Source organism: Ruegeria sp. CDSC051, from assembly GCF_059610665.1.
The window spans coordinates 428894-446483 of record NZ_JBXWOC010000003.1 but is presented as its reverse complement, the minus strand read 5'-3'; the positions used below and the strand labels follow the sequence as shown (position 1 = coordinate 446483).

9 protein-coding genes are annotated in these 17590 nt (G+C 57.3%); 2 read left to right on the top strand and 7 right to left on the bottom strand.

The annotated features are described in order from the left end of the window. The first annotated feature begins 21 nt into the window (after positions 1 to 21). Both AC2FH0_RS10355 and AC2FH0_RS10350 read left to right on the top strand, forming a co-directional pair. Complete coding sequence (locus tag AC2FH0_RS10355) at positions 22 to 1827, top strand: autotransporter assembly complex protein TamA (RefSeq protein ID WP_282022395.1); 1806 nt, start codon at positions 22 to 24, stop codon at positions 1825 to 1827. Then, positions 1824 to 5897, top strand: coding sequence for a translocation/assembly module TamB domain-containing protein (locus AC2FH0_RS10350; RefSeq protein ID WP_496789261.1), 4074 nt, complete (start codon positions 1824 to 1826; stop codon positions 5895 to 5897). The genes AC2FH0_RS10355 and AC2FH0_RS10350 overlap by 4 nt, the downstream gene beginning before the upstream one ends. 457 nt (positions 5898 to 6354) lie before the next feature. Here AC2FH0_RS10350 and AC2FH0_RS10345 read toward each other — a convergent pair whose 3' ends face one another. From AC2FH0_RS10345 to AC2FH0_RS10315, 7 genes are all read right to left on the bottom strand, one after another. Beyond that, positions 6355 to 7287, bottom strand: coding sequence for a LytTR family DNA-binding domain-containing protein (locus AC2FH0_RS10345; protein ID WP_496692311.1), 933 nt, complete (start codon positions 7285 to 7287; stop codon positions 6355 to 6357). Positions 7288 to 7599: 312 nt separating this feature from the next. Then, entirely contained in the window at positions 7600 to 10383 is a 2784-nt protein-coding gene (gene fdhF / locus AC2FH0_RS10340; protein ID WP_496692310.1) for a formate dehydrogenase subunit alpha, read from the bottom strand. Positions 10384 to 10396: 13 nt separating this feature from the next. Beyond that, on the bottom strand, positions 10397 to 12100 hold the full coding sequence (locus AC2FH0_RS10335) for an NAD(P)H-dependent oxidoreductase subunit E (RefSeq protein ID WP_496709662.1): 1704 nt from the start codon (positions 12098 to 12100) through the stop codon (positions 10397 to 10399). An 85-nt stretch (positions 12101 to 12185) separates the two neighbouring features. Then, complete coding sequence (locus AC2FH0_RS10330; RefSeq protein ID WP_496701094.1) at positions 12186 to 13067, bottom strand: LysR family transcriptional regulator; 882 nt, start codon at positions 13065 to 13067, stop codon at positions 12186 to 12188. Between the two features lie 282 nt (positions 13068 to 13349). After that, positions 13350 to 15131: a thiamine pyrophosphate-binding protein gene (locus tag AC2FH0_RS10325; protein ID WP_496789260.1), complete on the bottom strand. Its 1782-nt coding sequence runs from the start codon at positions 15129 to 15131 to the stop codon at positions 13350 to 13352. Then, a complete protein-coding gene (locus tag AC2FH0_RS10320) occupies positions 15131 to 16540 on the bottom strand; it encodes an aldehyde dehydrogenase family protein (RefSeq protein ID WP_496789259.1) in 1410 nt (469 codons plus the stop codon). Before AC2FH0_RS10320 ends, AC2FH0_RS10325 begins: the two co-directional genes overlap by 1 nt. Continuing rightward, a complete protein-coding gene (locus AC2FH0_RS10315; protein ID WP_496701099.1) occupies positions 16521 to 17450 on the bottom strand; it encodes a sugar phosphate isomerase/epimerase family protein in 930 nt (309 codons plus the stop codon). The genes AC2FH0_RS10320 and AC2FH0_RS10315 overlap by 20 nt, the downstream gene beginning before the upstream one ends. Positions 17451 to 17590 lie beyond the last annotated feature (140 nt).

Here is a 17590-nt window from a genome sequence, read left to right as displayed (position 1 = left end):
TGGGGCAGCTGGAGCCAATAGATGCAGCGAATAAGACAATGCAGCTTTGTGAGAAATTGTCTGTTCGGAATAGTCGTCGCCACATTACCCACATCGCTGGCCGCATTGGAAACCGTCCTCACGGCACCGGGCGCTCCGAAAGCGCTGGTTGAACGGATCGAAGATACCGCATCGGTGACAACCGCAGAATCCCGCGGGCTGGACACACCGCTTGAACTTTTGTCAGCGGCCCTGTCGGACTATACCACCATTGTTCAGATCCTTTATGACGAAGGCTATTTCAGTCCCGTCGTCAGCATTAAACTGGACGGGAAAGAGGCGGCGGAACTCAGCTCACTCAACGTGCCCAATCAGATCAACAAAATCGTGATTGCTGTTAAAACCGGCCCAACCTTCACATTTGGCCAGGCGGTGGTCCGGCCGATCGCGACCGAAACGGTTCTTCCCGAAGACTATGCGACGGGCAAACTGGCCACCACCGGCGCCATTCAGCAAGCCGCGTCAGCAGGCGTGCAGGGATGGCGTGACGCTGGTCATGCCAAGGCCGAGGTCAGCGGCCAGAAAGTCATTGCCCGCCACGCCCAAGCAAAGCTGGATTCCCGCATTGACCTCGCCCCGGGACCGCGTCTGAGCTTTGGAAAAATGTACATCAAAGGCGACAGCGATGTTCGCCACAGGTCCGTCGAACAAATCGCCGGCTTCCCAACCGGAGAGGTGTATTCCCCCCAGCAGGTGCAAAAGGTCGGAACCCGGCTTCGCCGCACCGGCACGTTTAATATTGTCTCGATCGAAGAGCACGACACTCCCAACCCTGATGGCTCCCTGGATTTCGATGTCTATCTTGAAGACATGCCCAAACGCCGCCTGACCTTCGGTTTGGAAGTGGCCTCGCGCGATGGGATGGAGCTGTCGACGACCTGGACGCATCGCAACGTGTTCCGCCGCGCCCAACGCCTGCGGTTTGAGGCATCGTTGCGCAATATTGGCGGGGCCGAGGATCTGGACGGGCGCATCGGGCTGCGGCTGGATCAGCCCGACCGGCTGGGCCCCGATGACAGTACGTTCTGGAGCGCCCTTCTGGAACGTCGCAACACCGACAATTACAACGTGACGGTGACGTCTCTGGCCTATGGTGCAAGACGCACATTTTCAGACCGCCTATACGCCGAAGCATCCGCCGGGTTTCAGTGGTCGGATGCAGATGACGCCTATGGCGACGGGCGTAAGTTCCGCTATTTTATCATGCCGTTCCGATCAGAATGGGATGAAAGGGACAGCAAGGTCAGCGCCACCAATGGCTATTACCTGGATGCCCGTGTGATGCCATTTGTCGGCCTGTCCGACACAGAAACAGGCCTCAGGATGTTTGCGGACGCGCGTGCCTATACCAGTCTGCGGACGCAAGGTCGTCTCGTGCTGGCAGGACGGGTCCAGATTGGGTCAATTGTAGGACCCGCTTTGGACGGGGTCACACCCGATTTCCTGTTCTTTTCGGGCGGTGCGGGCACTGTGCGCGGTCAGCCCTATGAAAGCCTCGGCATTCCTGTTGGCAATGAGGTTGCTGGCGGCAAGTCTTTCCTCGGTCTATCTGGCGAAGTTCGCGGCAAAATCACCGAGACAATATCGCTGGTCGGGTTTTATGATTATGGTGTTGTCGACACGTCCTCGTTTGTCAGCAGCGCCGCAGAGAGCCATTCCGGCGCCGGGCTTGGTATCAGATATGACCTCGGTGGTTTTGGCCCCCTGCGTCTTGATCTCGCCCTTCCCGTTCAGGGCGGCACCGGGGACGGATTGCAGTTTTACATCGGAATTGGTCAGGCATTTTGACACATCGTTTCTCATATCCAGTTTTGGCGGCTGTTCTGCTGTGGGTACCCTACCCCGTTCTGGCGCAGGACGAAGGCGGCAGTATGCTAGAGCAGTTTCTGCAGGATACCCTGTCCGGTGATGATCAGAACGTAACCGTCAAAGGCTTGCAAGGCGCGCTGAGCGCACGGGCCACAATCGCAGAGATCACCGTATCGGATGATGAGGGCGTCTGGCTGACCATCAAAGATGCCGAACTGGATTGGAACAGACTGGCCCTGATACGTGGGCGGTTCTCGGTCAATGCGCTGACAGCGCAAGAGATCGACGTAGCCCGTGCGCCGGGCGCCACAACCAAAGATGCCCCTCCTCCTTCTGCGGAAACCCAGACATTCCAGCTGCCCGAGCTGCCTGTCGCAGTTGAAATCGGCGAAATCCGCGTGGATCAGCTGTCGCTGGGGCAGCCGCTGATTGGGGTAGCCGCCGACTTATCCGTCACCGGCAATCTGTCGCTTGCTGATGGAACGCTGGACACCAATCTCGACGTGGTGCGGCTGGATCGTGCCGGAGATGAGATCACACTGACCGCCGGGTTCGACAACTCGACAAGCGAGATCAATCTGGACCTGAACGTGGCCGAGGCATCCGGCGGGCTTATTTCGACCGCTTTGAACATTCCCGACAGCCCAACGATCGAGCTGACGGCAAAAGGTGCCGGACCGCTGACGGATTTCACCGCCGATATCGGGCTGAGCAGTGACGGGCAGCAGCGTCTGGCCGGGCAGGTTCGGCTTGGTTCGACCCCTGACGACACTGCGGAAGGCATAGCATTTACCGCCGATCTGAACGGAGACCTGACTCCTTTCGTCGGCCCTGCCATCGACCCGTTTTTCGGGACGGACTCGCGGCTGTTCGTGCAGGGTCAGACCCTGCCCGAAGGGGCGCTGGACCTGTCCGATCTTCAGCTTGCAACGCAGGCCCTAAACCTTGAGGGGAAGTTGGCCCTTGCCGAAGGTGGCACATTGCAGTTTGCCGCCTTGCAGGGACGCATTACCCCGCCGCAGGGACAGGCGGTCACGCTTCCGGTTGGCGGTGGTGACAAAACGATCAAGTCCGCGCAGATCTCGACCTTGTTTGATCAGAAGAACGGCAATCTCTGGGATCTTAGCCTGACAGCAGATAAGTTCAAATCCCCCCAGGCCGAACTTGAGAGCATGCAAATTATCGCGCAAGGCGTGCTCGATCAGACCCTTGGATTTACGGTGAACGGCGATCTGCAGGCCAGCGTCACTGGCATAGATCTGACCGATCCGAACCTGAACACAGCCGTCGGAGACCGCATCACGCTGGACGGGCAATTTGAGTATGGCGATGACCAGTCGCTGACATTGTCCGGTTTCGAACTGGTCGGGTCGGATTACACTCTGGCCCTGGACACGCTGATTAGCGGATTAACCAGCGGATTGGCTGTTGATGGCAAAGCAACGCTGGACGCTACCGACCTGTCCCGGTTCTCTGGCCTTGCCCAGTTGGAACTGGCAGGGTCGGCGTCGGCAGAGGTTCAGGGCAAGGGCTCTCCGCTTGAGGGCAGCTTTGATGGCAAAATTGTTGTTCAGGGCAACAACCTGTCTACGGGCCGCAACGATATCGACCCCGTAATCACCGGCCAGACCACCATCGCTCTGGATGCTCGCCGTGGGGCGGATGGAATATCCATACGCGAGTTCAAACTGAACGGTCAGGCCGCGCAGGCACAGGCAAGTGGCGAAGTGACCACGCCTGATGGCAATCTGACAATCGACGGTCAGGCCAGCCTCAACGCGCCCGACCTCTCGGTCTTTTCCGGGCTGGCCCAGCGGCAGCTGGGCGGGTCGCTCAGCGCCCAAATGGACGGCAAAGGCACCCTGCAGACGCAAGAGTTTGATGGCACGGCCAGCATTACGACGCAGGATCTGCAGACAGGTATGTCCGAAGTCGATCCTCTGCTTGCAGGCAAAACCGTGATCACCTGGGATGGTGCGAAAACGGGAGACCTTATCGACATACGCAAAGCCACCATCAACGGACGGGCCCTGACAGCACAGGTGAGCGCGTCGATCAATGACCCAACCGGCAATCTGGTTCTTGATGGTCAGGCACAGGTGACTGTCCCTGATCTTTCGCTATTTTCGGACCTCGCGGGCCGGGATCTTGCCGGGTCGGTTACCGCGGATATCAATGGCAACGGAGCTTTGTCCAGCCAGACCTTCGACATAGCCGGCGATGTCGATGCGCAGGACGTCCAGATTGGCATCAGTCTCGTCGACAAACTGATCGAAGGTCGAACGAGGCTGCGTGTCGATGCCGAGAACAGTGATCAGGGTCTGAATGTCCAAAACTTCAAACTGCGGGGCACCGCCTTGACCGCAGACGCTTCGGGTCAGGTCAGCAAAGAGACCGGCGGGCTGAGCTATTCGGTAAAACTGGACGATCTGGCGCGGATTTCCAAGACGTTGTCAGGACCACTGACGCTGGAAGGCAACGCCGCACCAACAGCTTCGGGCCTTGAAGGAAGAGTCAGCTTGCGTGGGCCGGACAGTTCATACGCGTCGCTGACGGGGTCGGTCGGCTCTGACGGATCGGCAGACTTGGACTTTGACGCCGAGCTAAACAAGGTCGAGCGTTTCGCCCCAGACTTTCCAGGTACAATCACCGCCAATGGGACCGCAAAGCGCAAGGCAGGCGTCTGGACCATCAACTCTTCGGCGCAGGGTCCGGCACAGATCACCGGCGAAATCTCGGGCACGTTCGATGAAACCACAGGAAACGCCGATCTGAATGCGCAAGGCGGGGTTAATATCGGTATCGCAAACCTGTTCATCACCCCCAACCAAATCGACGGGACTGCGCGGTACGACCTTAGCTTGAATGGCCAACCCTCGCTTGAGGCGCTCAGCGGGTCGATCACGACCTCTGGAACCTCGTTGGCGATACCGGGTGCCGGTCAGACCATTACCGGCATCAGCGGCGCGGTCGAGTTGGCCAACAACCGCGCCAACATCTCCCTAAATGGTGGAACCCGCGCCGGGGGTAATTTCACCGTCGCGGGCCCGATTGACCTGACGCCTCCGTTCAATGCGCAAATTACGACCACGCTCAATCGTCTCGTGCTGACGGATCAGCTTTTGTACGAGACGATCCTGAACGGGCAAATCGCAATGACCGGAGCTTTGGCGGGCAACAGCACAATAGTCGGGCAAATTACATTCGAGGAAACCAATATTAACCTCGCCGCCGCCTCGGGTGCGGTTGGCGCTGCGCCCATACCAGAGATCGAACATATCAACGAAAACGCGGCCAGCTATAGGACTCGGGAACGTGCCCGTTTGGTAAAACAGGACGATGCCACCCAAAGCGATTCCCGTATTGCGCTGGACATCGCTCTGCTCGCCCCCAAAGCCGTGTTTGTCCGAGGTCGAGGCGTGAATGCCGAACTCGGCGGACAGCTGTACATAGGCGGTACAACAACCTCGATCATTCCTTCGGGTCAGATCGCTCTAATCCGAGGCAATTTCGACATTCTGGGCCGCAGGCTGGCCCTGACAAAAGGTATCGTGACCCTACAAGGCGACTTGACACCCTATATCGAATTTGAATCCTCAAACAGCACCTCGGACGGGACCGCTACAATCGAAATCGCCGGGCCGCTGGACGCCCCCGAGGTCAACGTGTTCTCGGATCCGGAACGGCCAGCAGAAGAGGCGCTGGCCATGCTGTTGTTTGGCAACCGTTTCTCTGAGCTGTCGCCCTTTGTCATTGCCCAGATGGCGGCTTCGTTGGCGCAACTCAGCGGTGCAGGAGGGGATGCGACCAAGGGTCTGAGGGAATCGACCGGTGTCGACACAGTCGATATCGGAGCAACGTCAAGCGGCGGAATTTTGGGCGCCGGGGCGTATCTGGGTGATAATCTCTATACCGACTTCAACGTGAACACCGAAGGAAATACCGAAGTGAACCTCAATCTGGACGTCACCGATAATATCACCATGCGCGGAACCGTTGACGGGCGGGGGGAAACGGGATTGGGTGTCTTTTTCGAGCGCGACTACTAATCCTGCGCGGAACTCTGTATCTGTGACAACAGTTTCGGGCCAAATCACAGGAAGGCAGGGAATTTCATTAACCCCTTTACTATCAACTTCTTAACATGACAGCGAATGCACAAGTCGCTCTATTCATTTCGTGCGACACGAATTTTCATTCCTGTTCGTTTCGAATTTTTGACGTTTCGTACCAATTTCATTGCCAGGTCCGTGCCTATGCAGGAAAAGAAGGCAGCGCCTGGTTTTGCGGCGCCTTTATCGAGTGACGTGTTGACCAGTACGACCTGATTATAGAGGGGGAAAAACTCAAAATCGGGGAAAGCAAAAGATCAAAATTCAAGTCGTTTCATTACTAAAAATATTGAACTGCCCACCTTCCCATCCACTGCGTATTCTGTACCCAGTAGCGATGGGAAGGTGGATTATCTAAACGAACCGATAAGCCGGATGTTTCTGCCGAACGATGTCAGGTTTGTTGTGGTGAAGCTTTGACTGTTGCCGGGCTTTCCGCTGACGCCATCTCGGACAGCCAATCACGCACGGCGCCGTGCCGACTACGGGCGATAGCGATCTTTTTGCCGCAGCCCAGAACCAGATATCCGACTTCATTCAGGCTTTGAGCAATATCCACACACCGATTGGCAACCCAAAAGGACCGATGCACCTGTAGGCCATAGCATTCTGGCATTTGCGATAGGATGCCTTTGAACGTTGAACGCACCAGCACTTCTTTTTCATCTACACGCAGGGTGACATAGTGCTGCTGAGCCTGAACGAACAAAATGTCCTTGGCCAAAAAATTTTGCCCATTGGCGGACACTAAACCATTGGCCACAGGAACACGGGATTCGACTCTGCTATCCGGCTCGTCCTCGGGTTGCGGATCGCCGGCGCGCAGGCGGGCCAGATAAGGTGGAAAAACCCAAACGATTACGATCACTTCAATTCCAACGACGAGAAAGTACTGAGGCAGCAAAAGCGGCGAGTTTTCAAAGCTGAAAGACAGAAATGTACTGAAAACCATTGTCGTTGCGAATTGGGCAAACTTCATCGCCCCATACGCAATGGGAAAACATGTCAGCGGGGTGAAAAACCGTTTGATGCCCAGATATCGGCTGCAGAATGCTTCAAAAAGCAACATCAGCACCACCGAGCCCATATACCCCAGCAATCCGCACATCCAATAGATCGTGCGCCCCAGCCCGTTTAGCGGTTCAGCAAACAATGACGGCGTCGCACCAATGAGCAGCAGCATCAAAGCAGGCAGAAACATCAGGAAGTTTCTGGACAGGAAAAAACTAAGGACTTCGCTCAGGATCGCATCAACCGACATACCCGGCAATACAACAAACGAAAGCTCAGCCTGTTTCAAATCGTTATACACGTCTTGCGGTTTCATTCAGCCCTTGTTGCTCTGATCGCGCTACTACCATCTATTTCGGCTTCGGCGCCTAGGCCCGACTGCCCACAGGTTCGGGCCCTGCGCAATCGGTTCCCCAATTTCGTTTCCAAACCCAATCAAGACCTAACCTGACGACCGCAAAATGGGCGCTTTGGTGGCGTTTTCTTAGGCTCAAAATTGCTGAAACCAGAGAAATATGGCGCAAATGGCGCAAAGCTGAGTGGGAAATGCCTATTTCCGCGTTGACGTCGCGGAAACCTAAAAGGGCGACCTCGCAAGGCCGCCCTCAAAAATTCTACTCCGACACTCTTACTCAGCCGCGATTGCGTCTTCGATCTTTTCAACTCGAATGGCCGAGAATTTGAACTCAGGGATTTTACCATAAGGGTCGATGGCCGAGTTGGTCAGGATATTCGCCGCCGCCTCAACATAGGCAAAGGGGATGAACACCATGTCCTCTGCAATCGCCCGGTCGGCACGCACCATGATCTCGATCGAGCCGCGACGGGTGGTCAGGCGAATGGTCTCGCCCGGTTCAATTCCCATCAGCTTCAACTGGCGCGGGTTCATCGAACAGTTGGCCTCTGGTTCAACCGCATCCAGCACCGTGGCTCGGCGGGTCATTGACCCTGTGTGCCAATGTTCAAGCTGACGACCCGTGGTGGCGATCATCGGATACTCCTCATCCGGCGCTTCATCCGGCTGGATCACACTGGCAGGAGTGAACTTGGCCCGCCCATCGGCACGAGGGAAGCCATCACCAAACACAATCGCTTGGCCCGGATCGGTCTCAGACAGCGACGGGTAGGTGATTGTTTCGGTCTCCAGCCGCTCCCAGGTGATGTTGTCGAGAGACTCCATCGTCAGCTTCATCTCGGCAAACACTTCGGACACATCCGAATAAGACCAGTTCAGACCAATGCGCTGCGCAAGTTCGACGGTGATTTTCCAATCCTCGCGCGCCTCGCCCGGAGGCGCCACAGCCGGACGCACTCGTTGTACCTGACGGTTGGTGTTCGACACGGTGCCGTTCTTTTCATACAGCGCCGAGGCAGGCAGGATGATGTCGGCGTAGTTCGCCGTTTCGGTCAGGAAGATGTCCTGCACGATCATCAACTCCAGCTTGGCCAGCGCGTCCCGCGCGTGGCCAACATCGGGGTCGGACATGGCTGGGTTTTCACCCTGAATATACATGCCCTTGATATTGCCCGCATATGCTTGATCGATGATTTCAGTGACGGTCAGGCCTTTTTCGTTCGAGAAATCCTCAGATCCCCAGACCGAGGTGAACTGTGCCCGGATGTTGTCATCGGTCACCGTTTTGTAATCGGGCAGGAACATCGGGATCAGGCCCGCGTCCGACGCGCCCTGCACGTTGTTCTGACCGCGCAGCGGGTGCAGGCCCGCGCCGGGTTTACCAACGTTGCCGGTCATCAACGCCAGCGAGATCAGGCAGCGCGAATTGTCAGTGCCGTGGATATGCTGACTGACACCCATACCCCAGAAAATAAGCCCGGCCTTGGCCTGTGCAAAGATGCGCGCCACGCGGCGCAACTGATCGGGTTCGATACCGCAGATCGGGGCCATCGCTTCGGGGGTGAAGGCGCGCAGGTGTTCCTTCTCGGCCTCCCAGTTCTCGGTCCAGCGGTGGATGTACTGGCTGTCATACAGCTCTTCCTCTACGATCACGTTCATGATCGCGTTCAGCATCGAGACATCGGCACCGGGGCGGAATTGCAGCATCTCATCGGCAAATTTACGCATGCCGACACCACGTGGGTCCATCACGATCAGCTTGCCGCCGCGCTTGGTGAACTGCTTGAAATAGGTCGCCGCAACGGGGTGGTTCTCAATCGGGTTGGCCCCGATGATGATGGCCACATCCGCGTTTTCGATCTCGTTAAAGGTTGCGGTCACAGCACCCGAACCGACGTTTTCAATCAGCGCCGCCACCGATGAGGCGTGGCACAGACGCGTGCAGTGGTCGACATTGTTGTGCCCAAATCCCTGACGAATGAACTTCTGGAACAGATATGCTTCTTCGTTGGTGCATTTGGCCGAGCCAAAGCCCGCGACATTGCGTGGGTCCTGATCGCGCAACACCTTCAGTCTGGAGGACGCCAGGTCCATCGCCTCTTCCCAGGTCGCTTCGCGGAAATGGGTCGACAGGTTCGAAGGGTCGACATTCAACCCCTTGGCGGGCGCATCCTCACGCCGGATCAGCGGTTTGGTCAGGCGGTGTGGGTGGTGGATGTAGTCGAAACCAAAGCGGCCTTTGACGCACAAGCGGCCTTCGTTGGCCGGGCCGTTGATGCCTTCGACATACTTGACCTTGCCGTCCTTGACCTTCAGCGAGACCTTGCAGCCGACGCCGCAGAACGGGCAGACGCTTTCGGTCTCGGAATCATAATCCTTGCTGTCGCCCTGCTGCTTTTCGTCCAACACAGTGGCTGGCATCAATGCACCGGTCGGACAGGCCTGAACGCATTCACCACAGGCCACACAAGTTGAATCGCCCATCGGGTCGTTCTGATCGAACACCACTTGCGCGGTGTGACCACGCCCGGCCATCCCGATCACATCATTGACCTGCACATCCCGGCAGGCCCGGACGCAGAGGTTGCAGTTGATGCAAGCATCCAGATTAACCCGCATCGCGATATGGCTGTCATCCAGCAACGGGATTTTCTCGGCCTCTTTGGCAGGGAACCGGCTGTTGCTGACATCGTTCAGTTCGGCCATGTCCCAGAAATGGCTGGATTTATCGTGCGCCTCTTCGGGTTGATCGGCGACCAGCAATTCCATGACCATTGCGCGCGATTTCTCGGCACGGTCGCTGTCGGTTTTCACCACCATGCCGTCCGCCGCAGGGCGAATGCACGAAGCGACAAGAGTGCGCTCGCCTTCCACCTCGACCATGCAGGCGCGGCAGTTGCCGTCGGGTTTATAGCCCGGCTGCGGCTTATGACACAGGTGCGGAATGGTGAACCCCTGCCCCTTGGCGGCTTCCCAGATGGTCCAGCCCTCGGGGACGGTGACGTCATCGCCGTTCAGGTTGAAGGTGACGGTCTTGGTTGGGCTTGCATCAAGCATGGCTCTGTCTCCCTCAGATTTCGTCAGCGAAATGTTTCATGACCAGGCGGATCGGGTTCGGGGCCGCCTGCCCCAGACCGCAGATCGAGGCATCGCCCATGACCTGACACAGGTCTTCCAGTAAATCCTGGTCCCACGTGTCAGCCTGCATCAGCTTAACCGCCTTTTCGCAGCCCGCCCGGCAGGGCGTGCATTGGCCACAGCTTTCATCCTCGAAAAACCGCAGCATATTCAGCGCCGCGTCGCGGGCAGTGTCCTGATCGGACAGCACCACCACGGCGGCCGACCCGATAAACGTACCCAGAGGTTGCAGCGTGTCGAAATCCAGCGGCACGTCGTCGATTGACGCAGGCAACAGGCCCGAAGACGGCCCGCCCGGTTGATAGGCTTTGAAAACGTGACCCTCGGCCATGCCACCAGCGGCCTCAATCACATCCAATATGGTCGATCCCGCAGGCAACAGATAGACGCCCGGCTGCGCCACCCGGCCCGAGACCGAATAGCTGCGCAGACCCGTGCGCCCATTCTTTTCCGTGCTGTTCAGCACTTGGGGCCCTTCGCGGCAGATTTTCGACACCCAATAGAGCGTCTCGACATTGTGCACCAAGGTCGGACGGTTAAAGACCCCAACCTGCGCCACAAACGGAGGCCGGTGACGCGGCAAGCCTTTCTTGCCTTCGATCGACTCGATCATCGCGGATTCTTCGCCGCATATATAGGCACCGGCGCCCCGGCGCAGATCGATATATCCCTTTTCAACCAGGCCAGCTTGTTCCAGCTCGGCAATCTCGCGGCGTAGAATTTCCAGCACCGCCGGATATTCATCGCGCATGTAGATAAAGCAGGTCTCGGCCTCTACCGCCCAGGCAGCTATCAGCATGCCTTCAAGGAAGACATGCGGCGTGCGCTCGAGGTAGAAGCGATCTTTGAACGTGCCAGGCTCGCCTTCATCGCCATTCACTACCAGATAGCGGGTGCCTTCGTTCATGCGAACGAAGCCCCATTTCTTGCCGGACGGGAAGCCAGCACCACCCAGACCGCGCAAGCCCGAGGACAGGATGTCTTCCTGTACTTTCTCCCAATCACCGCTCTCGCGCAGCTCCTTCAGCTTGGCATAGCCGCCGTTTGCTTCATATGCTGCAAAGGTTTCATAGGCGGGTAAATGGGCGTGGGTATCATCCGCAGCAATCGCCGCCTGCACCTTTTCAGGGGTGGCATGGTCGATATGGTTATGCCCGATCTCCAGCACAGGCGCAGTATCGCAACGACCCATGCAAGGCGCACGCAGGACACGGACGTTGGAAGGATCAAGACCGTCTTCCAACGCCTTTTGCAACTGCTGGGCACCGGCCATTTCGCAGGACAGGGAATCGCAGACGCGGATGGTCAGCGCGGGCGGCGGGGCTTCATCCTCTTTCACCACATCGAAATGGGCATAGAAGGTGGCGGTCTCATAGATCTCTGCCTGACCGATCCGCATCTCGACTGCAAGCGCGGCAATGTGGTCAGCGCTGATATGGCCGTGTTCGTCCTGAATCAGATGCAGGAATTCGATCAAAAGGTCGCGACGGCGGGGGCGATCCCCCAGCAAGCGCGCAATCTCGGCCGCCGCCTCATCCGTGAACTGACGGCCTTTGGGCGTGTGCCGCCCCTTGCCTTTACCTGACTTCCAGACGCCCTTTGGCGCGCCTGATGGCTTGGTATCTAATGGTGCCATGATGCCCTCCGATTCAGGCCCCGTGTCTCATCAGACTAGCATATCGTCAAATCGCATATTTCAATCGCACGATAACGACACCTTATCACCGCAAAGACGTCACCACCGCGCGCAACGCTCCAACCGTTGGCAGTTCCGGATCGCGTGTCAGGGTCGCCAGACAGATAGGTTTGCTGACCACCGGATCGACCAAAGGCAGAACCTTTGTTCCCTTCAGATCCCCCAACGCCCGAACCAACACGCGTGGCACCACGGTGGCCGCCAATCCCTCACGCGCCATGACCATTGAAGCAGTGAACCCGCTGGTTTCCGCGACCACATGAGGATGCAGGCCCTGTTCGGCGAAAATCCGGTCTAATATGCGGCGGTTCTGCATCTGCGGTTCAAGCAGGCTGACCGGGAATTCGGAGACCCGCGCCCAGGGAATTGGCCCCGTTTCGTCTGTCATATGAGACGGGATCAACAGGACATAGGTTTCTTCATACAGCGACTGTACCTGCCGCAAATCGGTGCCGATACTGTCGCCATATGTGATGCCCGCATCCAGACTGCCTTCGTCCAGCCGATGTTGAATGGCCGTAGCCGACATCGTTTCGATCCGAGTGATGATGCGCGGATGCGCCTGCTGCAGACGCTTGATCAACCGGCCCGTAAAGGCGATTGCGGTCGGGATCACGCCCAGTATCAGAGTCCCCGTGATTTCCCCCTTTGCCGCCTGCACCTGCTGTTCCAAGGCCTTGGTGTCGTCCAGAATGCGCCGCGCCCGCTGGACGATCATCTCGCCCTCTTCGGTCAGGCCCTGAAACCGGTTGGCACGGCGGACGATGGACACGCCCAACCGATCCTCTAGGTTGCGAATACGCATTGAAAACGCAGGCTGGGAAATCCCGCATTCCTCGGCTGCCTTTGCAAAATGCCGGTGCCGCGCCAAAGCGCTGAGCAGTTGCAGGTCGCGGATTTCGATCATGTGGCGGCATCACTCATATCAGGTCGGTGCCGACACTAGCGGAATTCCTTGGGATGAGGAAAGCAGGAGTTAAACCCGGCCCCTAAACTCCGCATTCAACATCATGCGCCAAATGTTGCCACGCAATGTCTGAAGGACCTCGGCGCTTTGGAGGTGTTCCTCTTTTTGTAGCCCGCTACTGGTGATGCTGATTGATGTTTCTTCGCTCACCGCTGCGAGAGTGAAACCACTGCAGGCATGTTCGAGGCACACCCCAAGTGAGGCGTGCCTCGAACATGCTTTTCACGTCGCTACGTGGGATACATCTTTGTCTGGTGAGTATATGTCCAAGATGTTCCAATGTCCGGTCGTTGGTGTCGGATTATTGATCATTGGGACATCAAGAACAGTGGGTTTGCCGCTGGCTATCGCCGCTTCCAATGCGGGCAACAGCTCGTCAGCAGCGCCCAGCCTGTGCCCCTCTGCGCCGTAGGCCCGTGCAATTTCTGCATAACCCGGTCCGTTGGCCGGCGCTTCGGCCGACCCTGGGAAGGTTGTACCATAGGTTAAACCGTAATGCGCCTTCTGAAGACCTGCGATCGTGCCGAAGGCGTTGTTGTTCATAACCAGCCAGATGATACCCAGATCAAGCTCGACCGCAGTCGCAAGCATCGACGGGTTTTGGCCGAAACCACCATCACCAACCAGGCTGATCACCACGCGATCAGGTGCTGCCAGCTTCGCGCCGATCGCGCCCGGAGGGCCAAAACCCATTGTAGCAAAACCACCTGGGGTCAGGATCGAACCGGGTGTCAGGATGTCGAACTGTTGTCCGACGCCGTTCTTGTTCCATCCGACGTCCGTCGTGATGATGGAATCCTCGGGCAGTGCCTTGCGGGTATCTGCCAGAATACGCTCGGGCATCATCGGAAACGCTGATGAGGTGGCCATTTCCACATTGCGCGCTTTGAAGCCCATCCGGAAATCAGCAATCTTTTGTTCAACAGCGGGGCGCTTGAAACCGCCCGGATACATTTTGCGGGCAACCCGGTTGAGGACGCGCAACGCGGCCTTGGCATCCGCAACAACGCCGATCTCGGTGGGATAGTTCCGGCCGATCTCTTGCGGTTCGATATCGATATGAATGACCTTTGAGCCGGGAATATTGAACGTGTACCCGGGATACCAACTTGAACAATCAGCCTCTTTGAACCGAGTGCCCACGGCAAAGATGTAGTCCGCGTTCAGGCAAGACTGATTAACCAACTCGGTGCCCCAAAACCCGGTCATTCCCAAAACAAGCGGATGGTCGTCCCGCAGGGCGCCTTTACCCATCAAGGAATGCGCGACGGGCAGTCCCATGTGTTCAACGAACTCGCGCAGTTCCTCGCTGGCCTGTGCCAGTAGGATACCACCTCCTACATAGGCGACCGGATTTCCGGCTTTGGCCAACGCTTCGACAATCTCTCGCGCTGTCTCGTCGTCAATCGACGGTTTCTTGAGCGCGCGCGTGTTGTCGCGGATTCGGTCGAAACTGTCCGCGGGGATCACCTCTGAGAAGATATCCATGGGGACATTGACCAGAACCGGTCCGGGCTGACCACTTTCGGCCAGATGGAACGCCTTCTCCAGTATCTCAGCCATCAGGTCTGCGCGGTCCACCCGCCAGGCGCGTTTGACAAAAGGCCGATAGATCTCCCACTGGGCGGCGTCTGCGTGCAGGTTAACCTCCTGATGCGGATGCTTGCCATAGTAATGCGTAGGAATGTCACCCGCGATCACGACCATGGGGATACAATCCAACGCCGCATTGGCGACCCCGGTGGCGCAATTAGTTAGCCCCGGGGAGAGATGGGACAGCACCACCGAGGCCTTGCCCGTCACCCGCGCATAAGCGTCCGCCGCGTGGCTGGCGATCTGTTCGTGCCGCACAGTTACGAAATCAATGGGACTTTCCGCCAATGCGGCCAGAACCGCGATATTCGTGTGGCCGCACAGGCCGAATACATGCTTGACTTCACGGCGTTCGAGAAAGTCAACGATATGTTCGGCAACCGTTTTGCCTTCCAGTTTCGCTCCGTCCATCACGCGACCTCCTGTCCGTAGAACTCACCGAACAGCTCCGGCTCCGAGGGGCGATCCTCGGGGATCGGACGGCTGACCCAGGTGTAGTTCATCATGTGTTTCATGGTGACGTTTTCATTGGTGATATTGCCGCCCCAGATGCCGCAGCCCAGGCTGCTGGTCATGGGCATGCCATTGGTCCAGGCGCCCGCATTGGCCTTGGACTGAGGCTGTCGAACCATCATACGGCTGACCGGAGCCAGACGCGCCAACCGATCAATGTGATCGTCATTATGGCTAAAAATCCCGCAGGAATGGCCCTTACCTCCGGTGTTGTAAATCTGGCCGACCGTTTCCAGCGCGTCATCGAATGTGTCGAAGTGATATAGCGCCATCAGCGTGGTCAGTTTTTCCTTGGAGAACTTGTGCTGCGGCCCGATTTGCCCCTGATTTTCAACCATCAGGAATTTGCGATCTTCTGGGATCGAGAAACCGGCGACTTTGGCCGTTTGCTGAGGCGGACAGGCGATGGTCGGGAACGTACGGTTTCCTTTCTCATCCCACATGGCTGCTTCAAGCATGGCCTTCTCTACGTCAGAACAAAGATAACCACCTTCGGCTTCAAGCGCCTTAACCATATCATCGTAAACCGAGCGCTGAATGATAATGTTGCCATCTGCCGAACAACCAGACCCAAAGTCAGACGTCTTTGAAATCCGTGTATTCTGGGCAGCGATATCCAGATCCGCAGTTTCATCAATGACGATAGATGAATTGCCTGCGCCGACACCGTAAGCCGGACGCCCTGAACTATAGGCCGCTTTGACCATCGGCTTCCCACCTGTTGCCAGCGTCAGATCACAAATCTCCATCAGGTGCTGGGTAAGAAGGATCGAAGGTTTGCGGATCGATTGGAACAAGTCTTCCGGGGCTCCTGCTGCTCGACAGGCTGCGCGCATAACCTCGACCATTTCATAGGTCGTGACTGCTGTGCGTGGATGCGGGCTGAAGATGACCGCATTACGGGCGTTAGCGGCGGAAACACCGGTCACCGGTGGTGTCATCGCCGGGTTTGTCATTGGAATCAGGGATGCGATCACACCCGCAGGCTTGGCGTATTTCACCAGGCCTTTTTCCTCATCAACCTCGACGATCCCAGTCGACGGGGTGCGCAGGACATCGCGCAGTACCATGTGTATTTTGAACCGCTTTGCAGGGCGTCCTTCGCGGTCACCAATGCCGCTTTCGTCCACCCCCTGCTGAGCCAATCGCGTAAAGGTTTTTTCGTTCCCCGCGTACCACGCTATGGCCTGAGACAGACGGTCCAGCCTGTCCTGTTCCCAATCCTCGATTTTGGCCATGGCCGCGCGGGCACGTTCCAACATATCAGCCGCCAGTCGGCGGTCGTCTTCAGTGAGCTCTTTGCCCATGATGATCCTCTTGGTGTTTTAGAATTGCTGCATTGGGCATGCGGCGCTGAGATCGCGCCTCACCGAATGTTCGCTTGGCGTGGCTCAGACAGCGACGCGCGTGCTCTTCGTATCCCAACTCGGCAACGCGGCTTTGGTTGGGCAGTTCAATGGAATAGTCGACAGGGGGCATCCGCTCGATGATGCCGGTGAAATCAATCCAACCTTCACCGGGATAAAGCCGCGCATCGCGGGCCAGTTGGATCATGCCCTCACGCGTATCCGCGATGCCTGGTAGACAGTCAGAGATATGCAGAAAGTGAAACAAGTCCGAGGGGACGTGCAGCAGTTCTCCCAGATCCACCCGGCTTAGGTGCAGATAAAGCGTATCGACCAGAATACCGCCATTCGGCTGATCGGAGGCGCGGACAATATCCAGCGCCTCGTCCAGTGTACGCAGGCGTGAAAAGCTGGGGAACTCCAGATCGACCGTCAGCCCGTAGGGCGCGGCCAGTTCGCAGGTCTCGGAATAGACGTCGATCAAGAAGTCGCGATCATCGCGGGTGTTGGTCCACGCGCTCATGATCATGCGCTTTGCACCAAGCTCTCCGCCTATTTCCAAAGAGGGTTCAAAACTGCGCGGGTCGACATCTTCGGTGATGCGCGCAAGCTCGACATCAAGAACTTTCAAACCCGTAGTAGAAAGAGCGGTTTTGGTGGCCTGCACCTGTGCCTTGTCGATCGGGGATTGAGTAAACTCACCGGGCACATGCATCGGAATGAATCGCGGGCTGACGGCATCGTAACCGGCCCGGGCAGCAATGTAGACTAGCTCGGGCGGCGTGCAGCCGATCAGCGTCAGATGCGCCAAGGAATAGAGAGAGGGGCATGAGCCGGCCTCTTCGGGTTTCACCATGAACGACAGCTCCATACGTCTGCGAATCTAATTTTCATCATACTTAGTAAAAAATATCTGATATTTTTTAAAATATCAACTCTTAGCGACGCGGCTTAAAGTGAAACCACCGGACGGGCTCCCGAGCGGGTTTAATTATTTTTTACAGCGACTTA

Excerpts from the sequence above, each read along its gene's own strand:
- AC2FH0_RS10355 (WP_282022395.1), top strand. The coding sequence starts at position 22 with ATGCAGCGAATAAGACAATGCAGCTTTGTGAGAAATTGTCTGTTCGGA.
- AC2FH0_RS10345 (WP_496692311.1), bottom strand. The coding sequence starts at position 7,287 with ATGAAACCGCAAGACGTGTATAACGATTTGAAACAGGCTGAGCTTTCG.
- fdhF (WP_496692310.1), bottom strand. The coding sequence starts at position 10,383 with ATGCTTGATGCAAGCCCAACCAAGACCGTCACCTTCAACCTGAACGGC.
- AC2FH0_RS10335 (WP_496709662.1), bottom strand. The coding sequence starts at position 12,100 with ATGGCACCATTAGATACCAAGCCATCAGGCGCGCCAAAGGGCGTCTGG.
- AC2FH0_RS10330 (WP_496701094.1), bottom strand. The coding sequence starts at position 13,067 with ATGATCGAAATCCGCGACCTGCAACTGCTCAGCGCTTTGGCGCGGCAC.
- AC2FH0_RS10325 (WP_496789260.1), bottom strand. The coding sequence starts at position 15,131 with ATGGACGGAGCGAAACTGGAAGGCAAAACGGTTGCCGAACATATCGTT.
- AC2FH0_RS10320 (WP_496789259.1), bottom strand. The coding sequence starts at position 16,540 with ATGGGCAAAGAGCTCACTGAAGACGACCGCCGACTGGCGGCTGATATG.
- AC2FH0_RS10315 (WP_496701099.1), bottom strand. The coding sequence starts at position 17,450 with ATGGAGCTGTCGTTCATGGTGAAACCCGAAGAGGCCGGCTCATGCCCC.